A 17,357-nucleotide genomic window follows, 5' to 3' on the forward strand; every position below is an offset into this window, starting at 1 on the left:
CTATGCAGTTTCGTACCGGGGGTGGAAAGCGAGGTCGACGGCCGAGCCGGGGCCGGAGCCGAGCAGCTCGAACGCCACCGGGTTCACCCCGGGGGTCAGGCCCCACAGGACGGCCGAGGGCCAGTTGAGGGCGGCGAACCAGTTGTCGCCGCCCGGCCCCCGCACCTGCGGCGGGTCGGTCCGTACGGTCACCTGCTCACTGGCGGCGAGGTTGCCGTGTCCGGTCGCGGACGGGTCCAGGGTGAAGGCCTCGCCGGTGCCCTGGTGGGTGAAGGTGATCAGGGACGCCGGACCGGTGATCCGCCACTCGGGCCAGACAACGGCGTCGCCCGGGTTGGTCAGGGTCGTGTCCCCGAGGACCTGGGAGGAGGTCACCGACGGGTACGGGTCCAGGAAGTCGATCCCCTCGCCCTGCTCGCGGTGGACGGTGACCGGGGCGGTGTCCTGCCAGTACGGATCCTCGCACCACAGGACCAGAGCGGCCGCGTCGGAGACCAGGCCGCTGCCCTGCACTCCCCGCCCCTCGAACCCCTCCTGGTAGAACACCCGCACGCTGCGGGAGGTGCCGTTGGGGCGAGCGATCGTCAGCGTCCCCGGGCCCTCCCGCAGGGTCCGGGTGAACGCGGTCGCCAGCTGGCGCCACCGCTCGACGAACTGCATGTGCGTGTCCCCGTAGACGTACAGGGGCCAGATGATCGTGCGGGGCTGCGGCTGGGCATGCCGCATCCGCCCGCCGCCGCGCGGCTGCGGATCGGTCGTCAGGGCGTACCGGGCGGCGCCGAGCCCGGACACCCCGTCGGGCAGGGTGAACCACCCGGCGCCCGGGGAGGTCAGCGGCCACACCGTCCCGGTCGGGTCGGTGTAGTGAGCGGTGGCCTCCCCGACGCCGGGCAGGATGATGGGCCCCTGCCCCCCGCCGCCGGGTGTGCCCGGGCCCGGGGGGTTGACTACCGGCGCGGTGATGATGGGCATTTACCGTCCCCTCCCGACCCGGTCCATGGCGTCGCGACGGCGCTGGAGCACGTCCAGGTCGTGCACCGTCATGTCCAGGGTCCGCGGGTAGAAGTAGTAGGAATCCCCGCCGGCCGCCGGGGCGGTGGTGGGCTGGTGTGCGGCGACCACGGTCCGGGCGCGCGGCGCCTGGGGGGCCTGCGGGTCGAGCGGGCGGGTCATGCGCTGCACGGCGGCCGCCCCGACCTGGGCGAGCCGGGCCGAGGTCTGGTGGTCGATGATCCGGCTCCGGCCGTCGAACGCCTGCAGCTCGGGGCCCCGTTCACCAACCCAGCCGATCTCACCCTTCTTCGGGCGGCCGCCGGACGCGTAGCCCTTGACCTTGAGCCCGTACCGGTGGGTGAACATCGCGGCGGAGGCCGAGCGGGCGCGGGAGCCGACAAGGACACCGTCCCCGCCCCGGGACTCGACGTTGACCCCGTTGAGGGTGCCCGCGGTGTGGCCCACGCCGGAGTTGGTGATCCCGATTTCGAACGGGCTGCGGGCGTTGAGGACCCAGCCGGGCGGGGCGGTGGCCCCACTGAACGCCCCGGTCGCCCAGCGGCGGTGGGGCTTCTGGCCGCGGATCACGGACTCGATCGCGGACATGAACCCGGAGCAGTCCCAGGACGGGTTGCCGTTGCCGCCCCACTGGTAGGGCTTGCCGTGCTGGGTGCGGGCCCACGACAGGGCGCCCGTGAAGCCTCTTCCGCCGATGCCTGCGGCCTCGAGCTTGCCGTCCGCCTTGCCCGCGTAGCCGACGATCGTGCGGATCATCCGCTCGGGGACGCCCTTGATCATGTCCCGGTACAGCGAGGCGCTACCCGCGATCTTGTTGATCAGGGGCTTGACGACGGCGTTGAGTCCGGCGACGGCCGAGGCCTTGACCCCGTCCTTCAGCCACCCGACTCCGGCCTTCGCCAGGTCGACGCCCTTGGACGCGGCGCCCTTGACCCAGTCGAAGATCCCGCCCCGGGCGAACCCGCCCTGGAACGGGCTCAGGGACCGGCCGTGCATGGCTGCGTCGTTGACGGCGAGGAGACGCGCCCGCTCGTACGGGTCGCGCATCGCCTCGGACACGGCGATGCCCTCTCCGCGGCGCAGCGGGACCAGCTGGTCGTCGCCCTGCCGGTAGGAGGACTGCCCGGCGAGCACCCCGCCCCGCGCGAACCCCTTGAACCAGTCCAGCTTCGGGGCGCCGAAGACGCCTGCGACCTCGTTCCAGACGGCGCGGATGCCCTTGTTGTAGACGGTGTTGATGATGAACTCGACGGGCTTCTTCGCCTTGTCCTTGATGGAGTCGAATGCCTTCCCGACGGCGTCCGCGCCCGTTTTGAACGCGTCACCGAGGCTTTTGGCGAGGTCCCGGGCCTTGTTGATCGGCGGTTTGATGCCCTGGTTGTAGAGCCAGGACGCGCCCCGGCCGATGCTGTCGAAGGAGGGCTTGAGGTAGTTCCTCCACAGGGCGCTGCCCGCCGAGCCGACCGCCTTCAGGCCGGTGATGATGTGTCCGGTCTGGGTCTTCACCCCGGACCACAGGGACGCGGCTCCGGACACGATCCATCCGAACACGGGCTTCAGGGCGTTGTTCCAGAGCCAGGTGCCTGCTGCCCCGACGGCGCGGATCCCGGTGGTGATGTTCTTCAGCTGGGGCTGGATGCCGGTCTTCCACAGCCACATCGCGCCGGCGCCGATCGCCCGGAAGACGGGCCCGAGCGCGACGTCCCAGAGCCACTTGCCGACGGCGCCTAGGGCGCGGAAGGCGAGGACGATCGGCATGACGACGACCACGCCGATGACGGTGGCGAGGATCCGGGCCCCGGTGTCGATCGCGGAGAACGCGGGCTTCAGGGCGTTGGTCCACAGCCACATCGCGGCGGTACCGACGGCGCTGAGCCCGGTCATGAACGCGGCGAACCCGGGCTTCAGCGCGCCGTTCCACACCACGTCCCACCCGGCTTTGATGCCCGCCCACGCCCCCTGGACGATGCTGCGGAACGTCTCGGACTTCTTGTAGGCGACGACGACCGCGGCGGCCAGGGCGAGCACCCCGACCACGATCAGCGTGACGGGGTTCAGGGCCATGACGGCGTTGAACCCGGCCTGGACCAGGGCCCAGGCGCGGGTGACGGCGGCCGCCGTACGGGCGGCGAGGGAGTAGGCGCTGAGCACTCCGATGGTGATGCCGGTGGCGATGGAGGAGGCGGTCATGGCCAGGGTGACTCCGCCGACGGCGATGGCGAGCGGGGCGAACCACAGGCCGTACTCGCGCACCCACTTGACCCCGGCCATGAACCCGTCGCTGATGGCCTTCATGGTGGGGACGGCCTGCTTGTCGACGAAGTCGATCAGGTCTTCCAGCCGGGGCAGGACGTACTTCGCCGTGACGTCCCCGAGGACCATCAGGCCCCGGCGCTTGAATGCCTCGAACTTCGCCCCGGCGTTGTCGCGCAGGGCGTCCCCGGCCCGCTGGGCCGCACCGCCGACCTTCCCCAGGTCGGCCACGGCCTTGGACGGGTCCAGCTCGAACAGGGCGGCCCCGAGGTCCTCGGCCTTCGTGCCGAACAGGGCGACCGCCGCGGCGTTGCGGTCGACGGGGTCCTTCATGTTGCGGAGCTTGTCCAGGACGGTCTGCAGGCCCTTGGCGGCTCCGGCGCCGCCCTCCGCGAACATCGCTGTGCTCTTCTTCGCGGACATGCCGAGCAGCTCGAACCCCTCGGCGGAGGCCTTGGAGCCGTCCGTCGTACGGATCTGGAACTCCTTCAGCGCGTCCGCGACGACGTCGGTGTCCCGGGCGCCGGCCTTCATCCCCTGGGAGAACAGGCCGGTGACGGTCTTCATGTCCAGGCCGAGCGCCCGGAAGATCGTGCTGTATTCGTTGAAGGTGTCGGCCAGGTCGTCCGCGCGCGGCCCCATGATCTGGAACCCGCGGTACATGATGTCCAGGGCCTCGCCCGCGTTCTTCGCCAGGCCGGTCTTCACGGCCTGCCCGGCCGCGTTGGCGGCCTGCCCGAGGTCGATCTCGAACAGGGTGCTGAGGTCCTGGACCTTGGTGCTGATCTCGGCCAGCTGCTTCGTGGTGGCCTTCGGCGGAGCCAGACCGGCCGACATCGTGGCCCGTACGGCGGCGGCCGCCTCGTCCACGGACTCCGTGACCGTCGCTCCGTAGAGCTTCCCGGCCGCCGCGCCGGCCTTCTTCGCGTCGGCGGCCGACAGGTCCAGCTGGGCCTTGAGCTTGCCAGTGGCCTTCTGCTTGGCGACGGCCTCGTCGATGCCCTGCACCAGAAGTGCCCCGGCGGCGACACCGACGGCGGCGGCCCCGGCGAGGACCTTGCCCTTCATCCCGGACATGAGGCCCTCGCCGCCGGCCTGACCCGCCGCGGTGGAGGCGCGGGCGACCGGTTCCCCGATCTCCCGCCCCAGCTGCTGCCCGAATCGCGACATGTTGGGCAGGACGTCGACCCATACGGCACCCGCGCGGGGCATGGCTCACCCCTTCTCTGCGTGCTCGGGTGTCGCCAGGGCGACGATCCTCAGGTAGCCGGTACGGGCCTCGGCGGCCTCGCGGCGGGCCTTCTTCTTCCGGCGCTTCTTGACCGACGGTTTCTCCGGGCGCCATACCGGCTTCGGGTAGGACTGGACGGGGGCGTCCTCGCGCTTGTTGGCGTTGCGGAAGTCGGTCACCAGCTGGCCCAGGAGGTCGACGACGTCCGCCGTCAGGAAGTCGCGGTGTTCCCAGTGGTGGCCGGTCAGCTTCCGGGCCAGGGCCCCGGTGGGGGGCAGTCCTTCGACCATGACGCGCAGCTGGCGCAGGGACAGCGTCCCCTGCCAGAACTCCGCGATGGGGTCGCGGGGGGCGTAGTGGTGCAGGAGGTCGGCCTCGACGGCCTCGGGGTGGGGCCCGAGGACGTCTAGGACCGTGTAGGGCGCTTCTTGATCTGCCCCTGCATGTCCTGCTGCACGGCCATCATCAGCAGCGCGATGTCGTTGTCGGAGTGCCCGGCCGCCTGGTACTTCTCGTACTGCTCCTCACCGAGGATCGCGACCGCCTTGTCGTGGGCGGTCGCGGCGCCGTCGACCTTCGCGTCCCACTCCGCGTCCGTGAACAGAGGGTGGGGGAAGGTGAGGACGTCTCCGGCGTCGGTCTCGAACTCGACGTCGGCGCCGCCCACGGCGTCGGTGAACTGCTGGCGGACCTCGGAGAGGCGGTAGCGGGCACGGTTGGGCTTGCTCATGGTGGTGTTCTCTCGTTTCTGGGTGGCCGGTGGGTGAGCCGGTGGGGGCACCGCGGCGGTGGGGCTCACCCTGGGCCGCCGCCGCGGTGCCGGTGTGCGGTCGGTGCGAGCCATCAGGGCTCGACCGGCGGGCCGTAGTCACGCCACCCGGGCCCGTCGATCCAGGTGACCGAGTCGGTGCCGAGGGTGTCGTCGACGTACGCCTGGTAGGTGACGCCGCGGGCGATCTCCGCCGTGCGGGTCCACTGCTCGTCCTCCCGCCCCGTACGCAGTGCGGAGGGGAAGTGCCGGACGATGTAGAGGGGGTTGCCGGTGTCCTTGTTGAGGTCCTCCGCGATGAACACCAGGCGGCGGTAGCGGGTCGGCGGGGTCTTGGGGCGCGACCACGTCCACGTCTCCGCCCCCAGGACGGGCAGGGACCCCGTACCGGACAGAGGCAGATTCTCGTACAGGGCCACGGCGGCCGCGTTGGTCTCCTGGGGGACCCACTGGGCGGTGACCGTGTCCGACTCCACGTCGGAGCGGGTCGGGGAGGCGGACTGTCCGGAGGTGACGTCCGAGGTCGACAGGTCCCCGGAGAACGTCACCCCGTCGGTGGTGGTGTACCCGACGGGCACGTACCCCGTGGGCAGGGTCTGGAGGATGCCGCCGGCATCGAACGGGGTGGTGACCCGGTCGGCGGTCGTATCGGCGGCGAAGATCGCATAGCGCAGCGCCTTGCGGATCAGCGCCTGGCGCAGCTCCGCGATCTCGGTGAAGTCGGCGGCGGGCATCCCGCCCCCCTTTCTCATGGTGAAGGCCCCGGGCGGGCGCCGCGGGGCCAGGGACGGAACAACGGGTCGATCAGGTGGTGGAGCGGGCCCTCGCGGAGAGGGTGTAGGTGGCGACCGCCCGCCGCACGGCCGGGTTGCCGTACGGGACGACCGTGGGCCGCTGGGCGGTGGTCACGTCGTCAATGACCGCCTTCTGGGCGGGCTGGTGGGTGGCGGCCAGGGCGTGCATCGCCACCCGGGCCTGCTCGGCCAGCGCCCACGCGGCCGCCCGGGTGGCGGCGAAGGCGACGACGTCGACGGTGGCGGTGTCGGTGACCCGGTCGTCGGCGCCGCCCACGACGAGCACCTGCACCAACGGCACCCGGGTCTCCAGCTTGTCGGGCAGCTCGTCCACGACCCGCACCCCGGGCAGCAGCGGCCGCAGCCCGGTCATCACGAGCAGCTCGACGTCCGCCCACATCAGCTGATCCGGTCGATACGGGTGTGGGCGGCCCGCCCCAGGATCCGGCGGCGCGGCGTGGAGGACGTGCCGAACTCATCAGCCTCGGCGTCCTCCCGGTCCGCGACGACGGCGGCGGTCGGCCGGCCGCGGGGCCGGGTCTCCTCCACCACCTCGATCGACCGTGCGAACTCCTCGAGACCCTCGCTTCTCGCGATGCTCCGGGCCACCGGGGCGATCTTGTCCGCCTCGGTCTTCAGCGCCTTGCGCACCGGGGCCGAGCGCATGATCTCCCCGGTCACCCGAGGGTCGAACTCGAAACGAATGGCCATCAGCCGGTCACCACCTTCAGGAACGCTTCGGTGTGGTCCATCAGCCCCCCGTAGCTGCCGTAGACGCCGGGCTTCCCGTCCACCTCGTACAGCACCCCCCGGTACCGCACCCGGGACAGGGCCTTCAGCTCCATGTCCGGTGGGCCTGCGAGGCGCCACCGGGTGACGACCTGGACCCGGTCGTCGAGCGCCTCGGAGCTGGAGACGGGCTGGACATTGCACTGGGGGACGTCGCGCTCGACGTCCTCGTAGACGTCCTGGCCGCGATCGTCCTCCCCGACCAGGACCCGGTCGATGACGGTCACGGTGTCCCGCCGCAGCGGGTTGTCGATCGTGCTCATGCGTCGTCGCCCCGGTTGAGCCGGTGGGCCTCGACGGCGGCCTGCCACTGTGAGGTGATCCCCACCGCCGCCGTCGCGGCGAAGGACACGGATTCGGTGCCGGTGGTGATCTGCTGGATCGCCGGGTCCAGGCGGTAGATCGCCCGCGCCTGGTCGATGACCGCCTCGGCCACCTCCTCCGGCACCGGGTCCTGGCCGTGGTCGTAGATGACGGCCACCTCCGACCAGGCGGGCCAGCACCCTGACGGGTGCAGCAGCACCCCCGCCCGCCGCTTCGCCCGTACCCCCACGAGTTCCGCCCCGTCGACGTGGACGCTGTGCAGCTGCACCAGCGGCGCCGCCGGCAGCTGCAGTTGCTCCCGGCCGGTGCCGTCCAGATACACCGTGTCGTCGGTGACCAGCGACACCGGATGCCGGACCGCGCCACGAAACCGCCTCGTGGCGGCCCGCAGCGCGGCCAGCATCCGCACATCGTCAACGGCCAGGCCGAGGAAGACCGCGAGGTCGGCGGGGTCCGCGAGGTAGGGGTCAGGCCCCGTCACCGGAACCCGCCCGCTGCTGCGCCTCGGACAGGAACTCGTCCCGGCGCTCGAGGAGGCCCTTGCGCTTCTCGCCGGAGGCCTCGGCGTCCAGGACGCGGGCGGTCTCCTCCTCGTCCGCCTCCGCCAGGTGCGCGATCACCTGGAGCACGGTGTGCTCCGCCGGGTCGAACGCCTCCGGGTCCGGTGTGGTCTCGGGGGTCTCCTGCGTGCGCGGGTCCGCCTGCGCCTGCGTGAGCGGGGGCGCCTGCCCGCCCTCGGTCGGGGCCGTGCGTGCCCGGTAGCGGGCCGCGTCGTCCGACCGGACCCGGATCCCGTCGATAGTGATCATCTTGTGTTCGGGCATGCCGTGCGCTCCTTACGGGGTCTCGACCGGCTTGACGACGATCAGCCGGTTCGGCTTCCAGATGACCTGCATGGCGCGCAGCTCCGCGCGGACGTAGACGAGGTTGCGCTGCGCGTAGTCCTTGTGCTGGTTGAACGCGAGGATGGACAGGCCCTCGACGTCGAGGAGGGCGACCTGCCGCCAGTCCCCGAGGATGACCGTGCCCGGGGCCAGGCGCTGCGACAGCGCCCGGGCCCGGCCCCAGCTGGTGTTGGGGCCCTGGCCGAAGGGGCCCTGGCCGAAGAACCGGTCGTTCGCGTCCTGCATGAGGTCCCAGGCCTCGTCGTCCTCGGGGGACATCAGGGCGGCGGTGACGTTCCCCCCGGGCAGGGTGGTGATCTTCGTGATCGCCTGGCGGATCGCCTTGACCTGGGCCATGGCGTCCGTGCCCGGGGTGTAGGTCAGCTCCTGCACGCCGGTGGTGTGGAGGATGCCCTTGGGCTGGCCGTTGGTCCCGGTGCCGTTGAGGAGCTTGTCCTCCACCACCCAGTCCAGCGAGTACTCCAGCTCGTTGTTCATGTAGGTGGCGAGCGCGGGGGCGTTGGACAGCAGGGCGTTGGTGACGTCGTAGCCGTCGGCGTAGGTGTAGGGCTTGGCGTCGGCCAGCTCGGTCTGGATCGTCGACGTGGGCTTGAGCGCGGTGTCGGGGTCGCCGGGCAGGATCTCGTCCTGGACGATCGCCGCGTTGCGGGTGACCCCGGTGACCTGGAGGTACTCGAACGGGCCGTCGGACTCACCGCGGCTGATGAGGTCGAGGATTGTCAGGTTGTCGCGGTCGACCTGGTCGACCATCGGCATCCGGGTCGGGGCGAGGTGCCCGAGGCCGACCTGCAGCGGCGCCTCGGTGGCCTTGCGGCCGGCCATCCACTCCTTCAGCGACCCGACGCGGGTCCGCCCGATACTGACGGCGGAGCCCTCACCGAGCCCGGACGGGTGGGCCTTGCGGAACTCCTGGTACAGGGCGGACTTCACGAACTGCCCGCCCAGCGTGGTCGCGTCGCCGTCCTCCTGGCGGTCCTTCACCCCGGACAGCTTGGGGGCCGGGCGGTCGGCGGCCTTGCCCGCCATCGCGGCCGCGGCGGCCTGGGCGTCGTCGGCGGCCTTGACCTTCGCCGCCAGGTCCTCCGACTCGGACTTGATCTCGTTGATCCGCTTCACCTCGTCCTCGGTGAAGTCCCGGCCCTCCTCTTCCTTCGCCTTGGCGACGATGTCGGCGGCTTCCTTCAGCAGCGCCTGCAGCTTCTCGCGCAGCGTCATCCTGTGCTCCTCATGGTCATCAGTTCCAGCGTGGTGACCCATGCGGACACCTGGGCGGGCGTGCGCGCGGGCGACTTCGCGGCGGCCTCTTCGGCGGCGGCGGTCTCCTCGGGCGGCTGCTGGCCGGTCTCCTGCTCGGGCTTGCCCCCGGCCGCGGGCGCGGGCGGGGAAGTCTTCTGGTGGCGGTTCTTCTCTTCCGGGGTGGCGGCGGCGAGCACCGAGCCGATCGACTCGTACGCGGCGGTGAGCGCGTCGAAGTTCGTCTGGCTGAGCACGCGGCCGGCCTTCGCGGTGTGGGCGAGGTCGCGGGCCTTCGCCGCGAGCAGCTCGGTCTGCTGGTTCGCGCCGACCAGACACGGCCCCACCTCGAACAGGGAGCTGAACCGCTTGATCTCGTAGTACTCGCCCCACGGGTGCGCGGCCAGGTCGTCGGTCTCCACCCAGCCGCCCTCACCCACGTCGTAGGCGAAGGAGAACTGTTTGATGCGGCGGCCCTTGAGCAGTCCGTGGACATGCTTCGCGGTGGGGTTGGTGTCCATGTCCTCGATCTGCGCGAGGACCTCCAGCCCGTCGGCGGTCTCCTTCGCCTCCAGGACGATGCCGATGTGCGCGAACGGGTCGCCCCACTTGTGGGCCCAGACGACGGGGATCGGGTCGCCGGAGGCCTTCCATTCCGCGAGCACCTGGGCGAACGCCCCGGGAGCGATCACGTCGCCCATGGAGTCCTCGTTGCCGAACACCGAGACGAGCGCCCGGAACTGTCCGTCCTGCAGCCCGTCGGCGGACCCGACGGCCTTGATCTTCGCCCGGCATTCCTTCGTACGGGGCACGTCAGACCCCCCTCTCGTAGTCGAGTCGGCAGTTACAGTTCGCGGTCTCAGCCGCGTCCCCATTCGCATCCCCGGGCCACCTCAGCCCGTTGGCGAACGTCGTCCCCAGCGGGACGCTGTCGCCGTTCATCCGCACGTGGCTCGCGCGCGGGTTCTTGCCCCCGGTCCGCCACACCTTGTGCGTCAGGCCGGACGCCCCGGCCGCATCGTGCGACCCGAACGACCGGGCCTCGGTGGCGGAGGTGACCGCCCGTACGGCGGCCGCCGTCACCCACGAGCCCAACCCAGCACGGAGGTTGTCGCGCCAGTCACCCTCATCGATGACCGCCGACGTCGCCGCGGTGTACGCGGCCTGCTCGTACTCGGCCGCGTGGGAGGCGGCAGCCGTGGCGAGCCAGGCCTCCATCACCGCCGGGTCCCACCCGTCCGCCTCCGGGTTCCACACCCCGAGGACGGACCAGGCCCCGATCTGCGCCAGCCGGAACCCGAACCCCTGAATCAGGGCGGCGAGTTGGGCCTGCCGCTCGGCGGACTGGGCGGCCCACAGGTCGAAGAAGTCCGGCGGCCCGCCGTCCTTGGCGTCCGCCCGCTCCAGCAGCCCGTCCGCCTGCCGCTGCGCCCACGCGGTGAGCGCCGCGGTGTAGGCGTCCCGCTCCGCCTCGAACGTCCCCAGATCCTCCGGCCGCCCCTTCACTCGGGGCGGCCCTGACCTTTTGGGAGCGACGGAGGTGGGGCCGTGTCTGTCGGTGAGGCGAGCCCGCCGACGAGGACGTTGAGCGGGGTGACCAGCTCGTCGGTGCCCTCCACGAACGGCAGGTTCTGCACGGAGCGGGCCTCGGAGCGGAGCATGTACGGGGCGCCCGTCGCGGTCTGCAGGAGCGTCGCCTGCTCGGTGAAGCTGCCGCGCAGCTTGGACTCGACGTTGGCCTCGACGTACAGGTTCGACCCGGGGGCGACGATCGGGACCAGCATGGTGTTGAGGACGTCCTGCAGCATCGTGATGTCCGGGCCGACGCTGTGGGTGTAGAGCATCTGCCGGAACGCATCCAGATTGGAGAACGTCCCCTCGCGCGCGCCGACCAGCTCAGGCGGGATGTGGTAGCTGGAGGCGACCTCGGCGTCGGTGAGCTTGCGCCCCTCGATGTCCTGCGTGTCCTTCGGGTTGAACGCGGTGACCGTCACCAGCTTCATGCCGTCCTCGAGGATCGGCGTCCCGCCGGCCTGGCTGCCCCGGCCCATGAACGCGTTGAACGCGGCCTGGAACCGCTCCTTCGCCGTCTTGGACCACTTGGGCGCCTCGGCCGGACGCTCGATCACAGCAGGCACCCGGGCGCCGTTGCGCCACACGGAGCGGCGCCACTCGACCGCCTCGGTCTGCTCGGCCAGGATCTGCTGCATCGTCTCCATCGGGGACGTGCCGTCAGCACCGACCGAGGCGTACCCGTGGTCGAACAGGTACGGGCCGGGCAACGGGACCGTCTCGGCGGGGCCGCGCGAGGAGATCAGGTACAGGGCGGCGGGCTGGTCGTCGTCGTCCGCGAGCACGTGCATCCGCCGCGCTGGCTTCCGCCGCAGCTCCCACCCGCTCGCCGTGTCAGCGTTGGGGAGGACCTGCACGCACCACCGGTCGTGGATCAGCCAGTCCACGATCACCGAGTGCCACAGCCGCGAGGGGGGCACCGCCGGGGCCGGGTTCGCCAGCAGCAGCGCCAGGGGGTGGTCGGTGACCCGGCGCCGGTCGGTGTCGGAGACCCGCTCGTAGACGTGCCAGGGGATCGTGGCCAGCGCGCGGGCGATGTAGTCGACGACCTTGCGGACCGACGGCTGGGTCTCCCACACGTTCATCGCGGCGGCGGTGCCCGCGTAGTTGGACAGCGGGACACCGGGGTCGACGACCCGGATCCCGTGCTGGGTGACGTACCGGCCCAGCTCCGCGAGGTCGTCGAACTGCTCGCTCTTGACCAGGGCGCCGGTCTGGTCGATGACCTGGCCGGACCCGGAGGCCTTCCTGCTGCGACGCCACCAGGGCATGCGCCGCCCCCTCTCTTCAGATCGCTTCGAAGTCGCCGTCCTCGTACGCGGAGCGGCGTACGGGCGGGCGGGCCAGGACCTCGGACATCGCGTCGCACAGCGCGCTGATGCCGTCGATCTTGTCGGCGCTGTTGGCCTTGTCCGGCTTGACGTTTCCCGCGCTGTCCATGTCGACGGCGAGGTTGTCGACCATCCACGTCATGACGGGGTTGCCGTTGTGCCGGAGCATCGGCCGGCCCGTCGCGCCGAGCAGCAGCATCCGCTTGACGGCCTTGAGCGCGGGGCTCATGGTCTTGAAGCCCTGACCGACCCCGACCATCGGGGCGCGCTCGCCCTCGAGGTCGTTGGTCAGGCTGGTGCTGCCCCACCGGTCGAACCCCAGCGAGCGGACGTCGTAGGAGTCCAGGTCCTTGCGGATCTGCGCCCCGATGGCGTGGTAGTCGGTGACGTTGCCCGGGGTGGTGCGCAGCCACCCTTCCTTCACCCACCGGGACGCGGCGTCCGCGGTGCGCTTGTCGAGGGAGGGCAGGTTGTCCTTCGGCGTCCAGAACCGCATGACCATGTCCAGGCTGCCGTCCTCGTCGTCCGGGAAGAGCCAGACGAGCGCGTTGAGGTCGGACACCGAGCCGAGGTCGAGACCGCCGTAGGCCTCGCGGCCGCGGAGTTTCACCTCGTCGACCAGGGCGCCGTTGGCCCGCCAGGCGTCCAGGTCCAGGAACTGGGTGACCTGTTTGGTGCGGATCCCCAGGTGCAGCCGCTGGAAGCTGGCGAGTTCGGCCGGGGACTGCTGGGCCGCCCGGGCCTTCCGGGCCAGGTAGGCCCGGGTGGGCGACACCCCGAAGCCAGGGTTGGCCGCCCTCCATGTCTCCTCGATGAACGGGTCGGCGTCCTTCGGTACGGCGAAAACCACCCCGTACACCGAGGGGTCCTCCAGGACTCCGCGGGCCAGCTGCTCGATGCGGGTGCGCTTGCGGGCGTAGACCGTCTCCGGCTTCCCGGAGTCGGCGGTCGTGATGATGACGATCAGGGGCTGACGGCGCGAGCCGGTACCGGACTCGATGACCTCCACCAGGTCCGGGCTCTTGTGGACGTGCAGCTCGTCAATGATCCCGGCGTGCAGGTTCGCCCCGTGCTGGGCGTCCGCCGCGTTCGCGATCACCTCGAAGTAGGACCCGGTCTTCGGGTGGATGATCTTGCCCTGGTAGGCCTTGACGTGGCCCTTCAGCGCCGGGGCCCGCTCGGCCAAGTGCTTGATCGGGGTGAACACGAACCCGGCCTGGGCCTTCGTCGTCGCCGCGGCGACGACCTCCGCCCCGGGCTCCCCGTCCGCGCACGTCATGTAGATCGCGATGCCGCCCGACAAGGTGCTCTTGCCGTTCTTGCGGGGGACGTCGACGTACAGCTCGGAAATGATCCGCACGTACATGTCGGCGTCGTCGTCCCAGTGCACCCACCCGAAGACGGGGGCGATGATCCACGCGACCTGCCAGGGGTCGGGGACGAGCGGCTGCCCGGCCCACTGCCCCTTCGTGTGACGCAGCAGGCTGAAGCTTTTGATGACCTTGTCGACCCGGTCGGGGTCGAACCGCGCCCCGGGGGCGTTGCGGGGCTCGGGGGTCTTGATGAGCGGCGGGCTATCCGGGAGCGGGATCCCCCTCGAGACGAGGTACCAGCCGACCTCCGGGGAGAGCTTGAGCGCCTCGAGCTGGTCATCGTCCAGGAACGCCCCGGGCACCGGCGCGTCCGGCTCTGCGGCCGCCTTCCTACGCGAACGGGTTGTCGTCCTCGCTGCCATCGTCGGCCCCTCTCGCCAGGGCCTGCTCTGACGAGGGCGAGAGGCCGAACTGCGCGGCGAACCCGCGCAGCTCCCGGCCGGCGTTGCGGGCGATGGCGACGGACGGGTTCGGGACGGTCTTCTCCGTGGACGACCCGTCCGGCCGGGTGGTGATCTGCTGGACGGTGAGCCCGGTCAGTGTCACGTCGCGGGTCGCGGCGACGAACACGGACCAGGTCTCGCAGTAGGCGGCGAGCATCGCCCGGTCCTCCTCCTTCAGGAGGTCCAGGCGCTGCAGCCCGGGGGTGACCCGGCGCCACTCGGCGGCCGCCTCGCGGGACAGCCACGTCGGGGGCTTGGGGGCGATGCGCCGGAAGGCGGGCCCGGGGTTGACCGTACGGCCTCCGGAGTCCTTGCCCTCGGCCCTGCCGACCAACAACTTCAGCGCTGCGGGCTGGGCGGTGCGCCCCATGGCAACCCCCTGACCTGCAATGTCACTGGTGACGGTGTGTCATTTCTCCGGTTTCGAGTTCACAATTCTGAGCGTGTGTGTGCCGAGCTGACGGCGCCGGGTCCCGTGGCGATCAATCTGGAAATCTGGACTCCCCTACCGGGGAGGGGAGCCGTGCCGAGGTGAAGATGGCCCACGGGCGCGGGCGCTCCTGGACGACGGCGGCGGCGCGGGCCAGCTGCTCGTCGGTGAGGAGGTGCTCCTCGGCGGTCACCGAGGCCTGCGGCGTGCCCGGTTGGCCCGCGCGGCCTCGGCCTTGCTCTTGACGGTGTGGCATGGCTCGCAGATCAGCCCCAGGTTGTCGAGGTCCTCGACGGCTCCGCCCTCGAAGATCGGTGTGATGTGGTCCAGCTGGTGCTGGTGAGCACCGTCGGGGTCGTCGTCGGCGTCGGGCTGGCCGATCCCGCAGCGGTAGCAGCAGCCGCTGTCACGGTTGGTGACGATGCGCTTGAGGGTGCGCCACCTACCTGAACTGATGCCGTACCGGGCCTGCTTGTCGTCCCGGCCTGCCCAGGGGACGGGCTGGTGCTCGGCGCAGCGACCCTTGGGGACGAGGGTGGTGCATCCGGGCTCGGCGCACCGGGTGGGGGCCGGGTGGGCACCGGGGGCCTCCCGAGGGGGGTAGGGGTCAGGGGCCTGGGGTGGTGCCGATCATGGAGGGGTTGGAGTGCTGCTCCACGAAGTTCCTGTGGCCGCGGGTGTTGGGCTTGCCCAGGTCGATGAACGTCTGCCAGGTCGCCTTGTCGGCTTCCGGGGCGTCGTCGTGTGCGTCCAGGGCTGCCTTGGCTGCCTTGCGCAGGGCCTGCAGCTCGTGAGGGGTGAGGTGCAGGGTGTGCCTGGTGAGCTTCTCGGTCGTGAGTTCTGCCATGGGGGCCTCCTGGGCATGGGGAAGGCCCCGTCCGTGAGGATCGGGGCCTGGTGGTGGGTGGCAGTACGGCCTGGCTCCCGTCCAGGACGCTGAGGGCCGCTACTCCTCCTCCGTACTGCCACCCGGTTCGGGACGGGTCAGAAGTTGGGGCAGAGGTTCTTGTGGACGGCGTCGTTGATCTTGCCGCCGGTCTCCGGGGTGTTCAGCTCGGGGAGGCGGGTGTCGATGGTGAAGCGCCCGAGGGCCAGGTCGACCAGCTTCTCTCTGTCGTCCGGTGACGACTTGATGGAGCTGCACTGGTTGAGGCCTCGGCTGATGGCTTTGTCGGTCTTGCCGTCCACGATGCGCGGGTCGATCGCGTCAAGGGCCTTGGTGAACGCGGCGATGGTGGCCTCGTCGGGCTTGTCCGGCACGCCGGCAGCGGCTTGGGCGCTCGCGCGCTGCTCCTCGGTGAGCGAGGTGGGCCCGGCGGCGGGTGTGACCTCGTCCGGTGTGGTGCCGCAGGCGGTGAGCGTGGCGAGTAACGCGGCCGCGGTGAGCGCGGTGGTGGTGCGGGTGCGCATGATCCCCCCTGGGATGTACGTGACGTAGGGGGCCATCATCGGGCACCCGGTGGCCCGGTGTCAGGCGGTTCGGGTGACCCGCATCCAGGACCCGGTGCGCAGGATGGTGGGGGTGGCGGAGGCGGCGTTCTGCGCCCATTGGAAGGAGATGTGCCCGTCGGCGCCGGCGGTGATGGTGCCGGTGGGGGTGAGGATGACGCCGGCGGCGGTGATTCCTACGCCGACGGGCTGGCCGGGCGGGTAGCGGGTGAGGCGGATGCTGCCGGTGCCGTCGGAGACTCCGAGGGTGATGGCGGCGGGCGCCCAGTAGCCGGTGGAGCCGGGCGGGGCGGCGATGGTGAGGAGGAGGTCGGCGGCGGGGTCACCGTCTGCAGCGAGCATCGCGGCGATGGCGTACCGGCCGCCCGCGGTGACCGGGACGGTGAGGTGGTCGTCGTCCTGCAGGGTGGTGGAAGCGGGGGTGGGCTCGTCCGTGGGCTTGTCGACGGTGCGGGTGACACCGATGGTGTCGCCGGTCGGCGGGGTGCCGGGAGGGCCCTGCTCTCCCGGGGCTCCGTCGGCCCCGTCAGCTCCTGGCGGGCCTGGGGGGCCGGTCTCTCCGGCGGGTCCGGCGGGCCCGGTATCGCCGGTGTCGCCCTTGGGCCCGGCCGGTCCGGTGTCTCCTGCCGGGCCGGTCGGTCCGGTGTCTCCTGCGGGGCCGGTCGGTCCCGTGTCGCCCGTGTCGCCCTTCGGGCCGGTTGCTCCGGCGGGCCCTTGGGGGCCTGTGGGGCCGGCGGGTCCCGGTGGTCCGGGGGTGAGGACGTAGTCCCCGGTGTAGGGCTCGGCGGGGGCGAGGGCGGCCAGGTCGACTCTCGGGCCGAGTGCTGTCGTCAGGAGCACCGGGTAGTCGCGGGCCGGGGCGTTGGTAGGGCGTTCCATGACGAGGTGGGTGTACCCGGTGGGCTCGAATCCGGCGGCGTCGGCGGCCAGGACCGTGATGGACAGCTCCCCGTTGACCCAGCGTCCTTCGGCGTCGCCCTGGACGGTGTGGCCGGCCTCCGCGTTGGTGACGAGGGCGGGTGCGGGGCGGAGGATGACGCGGCCGCGCATGGGGCCGCCGTCGGGGTGGGTGCGGGTGTCGGTGACCGTGATGGTGGGGGCGTCCTCGGGGAGGGCCATCTCGCCTCCCTTCGCTACGGGCGTTGTTCGGGGATGCCGACGAGGCGTAGCGCGCGTGCGCGGGTGGCGAGTTCGGCTCGGGCGACGTCGGCCAGGCGGTAGAGGGGGCGACCGGTTTCGGTGAGTCCGGCTTTGTGGAGGTGGCCGCGGGATGCCCAGTCGCGGATGGTGGTGGGGCGGATCGCGGCGGCGCCGGCGGACAGGAGTTGGCGGGCGCGGTGGGCGTGTGCGGCTGCTTGGGCGGTGGTGAGGAGGTCGGTGTCCACGGGCCCTCCTCGGGGATGCGACGGAGCCCCTGGCCGGGGGGCCGGGGGCTCTGTGGGCACACGTG

At 71.5% G+C, this 17,357-nt stretch carries 22 protein-coding genes; all 22 read right to left on the minus strand.

Annotation, left to right across the window (positions count from 1 at the left end):
• Positions 1 to 972 (minus strand): phage tail family protein, encoded by a 972-nt coding sequence (locus DJ476_RS16370; RefSeq protein WP_112490882.1) that lies wholly within the window; start codon positions 970 to 972, stop codon positions 1 to 3.
• A complete protein-coding gene (locus DJ476_RS16375) occupies positions 973 to 4,476 on the minus strand; it encodes a phage tail tape measure protein (protein ID WP_112490883.1) in 3,504 nt (1,167 codons plus the stop codon). It abuts the gene before it with no gap.
• A 3-nt stretch (positions 4,477 to 4,479) separates the two neighbouring features.
• Positions 4,480 to 4,785 carry a hypothetical protein gene (locus tag DJ476_RS16380; protein ID WP_112490884.1) on the minus strand — a complete coding sequence of 102 codons (306 nt, stop codon included), beginning with the start codon at positions 4,783 to 4,785 and terminating at the stop codon, positions 4,480 to 4,482.
• A 116-nt stretch (positions 4,786 to 4,901) separates the two neighbouring features.
• Complete coding sequence (locus tag DJ476_RS16385) at positions 4,902 to 5,225, minus strand: hypothetical protein (protein WP_112490885.1); 324 nt, start codon at positions 5,223 to 5,225, stop codon at positions 4,902 to 4,904.
• Positions 5,226 to 5,338: 113 nt separating this feature from the next.
• Entirely contained in the window at positions 5,339 to 5,998 is a 660-nt protein-coding gene (locus DJ476_RS16390; protein WP_112490886.1) for a phage tail tube protein, read from the minus strand.
• A 70-nt stretch (positions 5,999 to 6,068) separates the two neighbouring features.
• Positions 6,069 to 6,458: a phage tail termination protein gene (locus DJ476_RS16395; RefSeq protein WP_112490887.1), complete on the minus strand. Its 390-nt coding sequence runs from the start codon at positions 6,456 to 6,458 to the stop codon at positions 6,069 to 6,071.
• Positions 6,458 to 6,769 carry a hypothetical protein gene (locus tag DJ476_RS16400; RefSeq protein WP_167480383.1) on the minus strand — a complete coding sequence of 104 codons (312 nt, stop codon included), beginning with the start codon at positions 6,767 to 6,769 and terminating at the stop codon, positions 6,458 to 6,460. Before DJ476_RS16400 ends, DJ476_RS16395 begins: the two co-directional genes overlap by 1 nt.
• The gene (locus DJ476_RS34530) at positions 6,769 to 7,110 is read right to left on the minus strand and encodes a hypothetical protein (RefSeq protein WP_162638722.1); all 342 of its coding nucleotides are present in this window, start codon (positions 7,108 to 7,110) and stop codon (positions 6,769 to 6,771) included. The genes DJ476_RS16400 and DJ476_RS34530 overlap by 1 nt, the downstream gene beginning before the upstream one ends.
• A complete protein-coding gene (locus DJ476_RS16405; protein WP_112490888.1) occupies positions 7,107 to 7,652 on the minus strand; it encodes a mobile element protein in 546 nt (181 codons plus the stop codon). Before DJ476_RS16405 ends, DJ476_RS34530 begins: the two co-directional genes overlap by 4 nt.
• Entirely contained in the window at positions 7,639 to 7,995 is a 357-nt protein-coding gene (locus DJ476_RS16410; RefSeq protein WP_112490889.1) for a hypothetical protein, read from the minus strand. Before DJ476_RS16410 ends, DJ476_RS16405 begins: the two co-directional genes overlap by 14 nt.
• A gap of 12 nt (positions 7,996 to 8,007) precedes the next feature.
• Entirely contained in the window at positions 8,008 to 9,291 is a 1,284-nt protein-coding gene (locus DJ476_RS16415; protein WP_112490890.1) for a phage major capsid protein, read from the minus strand.
• Positions 9,288 to 10,121 carry an HK97 family phage prohead protease gene (locus DJ476_RS16420; RefSeq protein ID WP_112490891.1) on the minus strand — a complete coding sequence of 278 codons (834 nt, stop codon included), beginning with the start codon at positions 10,119 to 10,121 and terminating at the stop codon, positions 9,288 to 9,290. The genes DJ476_RS16415 and DJ476_RS16420 overlap by 4 nt, the downstream gene beginning before the upstream one ends.
• A gap of 1 nt (position 10,122) precedes the next feature.
• On the minus strand, positions 10,123 to 10,815 hold the full coding sequence (locus DJ476_RS16425; RefSeq protein WP_112490892.1) for a hypothetical protein: 693 nt from the start codon (positions 10,813 to 10,815) through the stop codon (positions 10,123 to 10,125).
• Entirely contained in the window at positions 10,812 to 12,152 is a 1,341-nt protein-coding gene (locus tag DJ476_RS16430; protein WP_112490893.1) for a phage portal protein, read from the minus strand. Before DJ476_RS16430 ends, DJ476_RS16425 begins: the two co-directional genes overlap by 4 nt.
• A 16-nt stretch (positions 12,153 to 12,168) precedes the next feature.
• On the minus strand, positions 12,169 to 13,947 hold the full coding sequence (locus tag DJ476_RS16435; RefSeq protein ID WP_112490894.1) for a terminase large subunit: 1,779 nt from the start codon (positions 13,945 to 13,947) through the stop codon (positions 12,169 to 12,171).
• On the minus strand, positions 13,916 to 14,398 hold the full coding sequence (locus tag DJ476_RS16440) for a phage terminase small subunit P27 family (RefSeq protein WP_112490895.1): 483 nt from the start codon (positions 14,396 to 14,398) through the stop codon (positions 13,916 to 13,918). Before DJ476_RS16440 ends, DJ476_RS16435 begins: the two co-directional genes overlap by 32 nt.
• A 112-nt stretch (positions 14,399 to 14,510) precedes the next feature.
• Complete coding sequence (locus DJ476_RS16445; RefSeq protein ID WP_162638724.1) at positions 14,511 to 14,651, minus strand: hypothetical protein; 141 nt, start codon at positions 14,649 to 14,651, stop codon at positions 14,511 to 14,513.
• On the minus strand, positions 14,648 to 14,914 hold the full coding sequence (locus DJ476_RS16450; protein ID WP_318294886.1) for an HNH endonuclease: 267 nt from the start codon (positions 14,912 to 14,914) through the stop codon (positions 14,648 to 14,650). The genes DJ476_RS16445 and DJ476_RS16450 overlap by 4 nt, the downstream gene beginning before the upstream one ends.
• Positions 14,915 to 15,065: 151 nt before the next feature.
• Entirely contained in the window at positions 15,066 to 15,305 is a 240-nt protein-coding gene (locus DJ476_RS16455) for a hypothetical protein (RefSeq protein ID WP_112490897.1), read from the minus strand.
• 137 nt (positions 15,306 to 15,442) lie between these two features.
• Positions 15,443 to 15,868 (minus strand): hypothetical protein, encoded by a 426-nt coding sequence (locus DJ476_RS16460; protein WP_112492539.1) that lies wholly within the window; start codon positions 15,866 to 15,868, stop codon positions 15,443 to 15,445.
• Positions 15,869 to 15,928: 60 nt separating this feature from the next.
• Positions 15,929 to 17,026, minus strand: a complete 1,098-nt coding sequence (locus tag DJ476_RS35610; RefSeq protein ID WP_318294712.1) for a hypothetical protein — start codon at positions 17,024 to 17,026, stop codon at positions 15,929 to 15,931.
• A gap of 14 nt (positions 17,027 to 17,040) precedes the next feature.
• Positions 17,041 to 17,292 (minus strand): MerR family transcriptional regulator, encoded by a 252-nt coding sequence (locus DJ476_RS16470; protein ID WP_112490898.1) that lies wholly within the window; start codon positions 17,290 to 17,292, stop codon positions 17,041 to 17,043.
• Positions 17,293 to 17,357 lie beyond the last annotated feature (65 nt).

This window comes from Streptomyces bacillaris (assembly GCF_003268675.1).
Taxonomy (GTDB): domain Bacteria; phylum Actinomycetota; class Actinomycetes; order Streptomycetales; family Streptomycetaceae; genus Streptomyces; species Streptomyces bacillaris.

Excerpts from the sequence above, each read along its gene's own strand:
- DJ476_RS16370 (WP_112490882.1), bottom strand. The coding sequence starts at position 972 with ATGCCCATCATCACCGCGCCGGTAGTCAACCCCCCGGGCCCGGGCACA.
- DJ476_RS16375 (WP_112490883.1), bottom strand. The coding sequence starts at position 4,476 with ATGCCCCGCGCGGGTGCCGTATGGGTCGACGTCCTGCCCAACATGTCG.
- DJ476_RS16380 (WP_112490884.1), bottom strand. The coding sequence starts at position 4,785 with ATGGTCGAAGGACTGCCCCCCACCGGGGCCCTGGCCCGGAAGCTGACC.
- DJ476_RS16385 (WP_112490885.1), bottom strand. The coding sequence starts at position 5,225 with ATGAGCAAGCCCAACCGTGCCCGCTACCGCCTCTCCGAGGTCCGCCAG.
- DJ476_RS16390 (WP_112490886.1), bottom strand. The coding sequence starts at position 5,998 with ATGCCCGCCGCCGACTTCACCGAGATCGCGGAGCTGCGCCAGGCGCTG.
- DJ476_RS16395 (WP_112490887.1), bottom strand. The coding sequence starts at position 6,458 with ATGTGGGCGGACGTCGAGCTGCTCGTGATGACCGGGCTGCGGCCGCTG.
- DJ476_RS16400 (WP_167480383.1), bottom strand. The coding sequence starts at position 6,769 with ATGGCCATTCGTTTCGAGTTCGACCCTCGGGTGACCGGGGAGATCATG.
- DJ476_RS34530 (WP_162638722.1), bottom strand. The coding sequence starts at position 7,110 with ATGAGCACGATCGACAACCCGCTGCGGCGGGACACCGTGACCGTCATC.
- DJ476_RS16410 (WP_112490889.1), bottom strand. The coding sequence starts at position 7,995 with ATGCCCGAACACAAGATGATCACTATCGACGGGATCCGGGTCCGGTCG.
- DJ476_RS16415 (WP_112490890.1), bottom strand. The coding sequence starts at position 9,291 with ATGACGCTGCGCGAGAAGCTGCAGGCGCTGCTGAAGGAAGCCGCCGAC.
- DJ476_RS16430 (WP_112490893.1), bottom strand. The coding sequence starts at position 12,152 with ATGCCCTGGTGGCGTCGCAGCAGGAAGGCCTCCGGGTCCGGCCAGGTC.
- DJ476_RS16435 (WP_112490894.1), bottom strand. The coding sequence starts at position 13,947 with ATGGCAGCGAGGACGACAACCCGTTCGCGTAGGAAGGCGGCCGCAGAG.
- DJ476_RS16440 (WP_112490895.1), bottom strand. The coding sequence starts at position 14,398 with ATGGGGCGCACCGCCCAGCCCGCAGCGCTGAAGTTGTTGGTCGGCAGG.
- DJ476_RS16455 (WP_112490897.1), bottom strand. The coding sequence starts at position 15,305 with ATGGCAGAACTCACGACCGAGAAGCTCACCAGGCACACCCTGCACCTC.
- DJ476_RS16460 (WP_112492539.1), bottom strand. The coding sequence starts at position 15,868 with ATGCGCACCCGCACCACCACCGCGCTCACCGCGGCCGCGTTACTCGCC.
- DJ476_RS35610 (WP_318294712.1), bottom strand. The coding sequence starts at position 17,026 with ATGGCCCTCCCCGAGGACGCCCCCACCATCACGGTCACCGACACCCGC.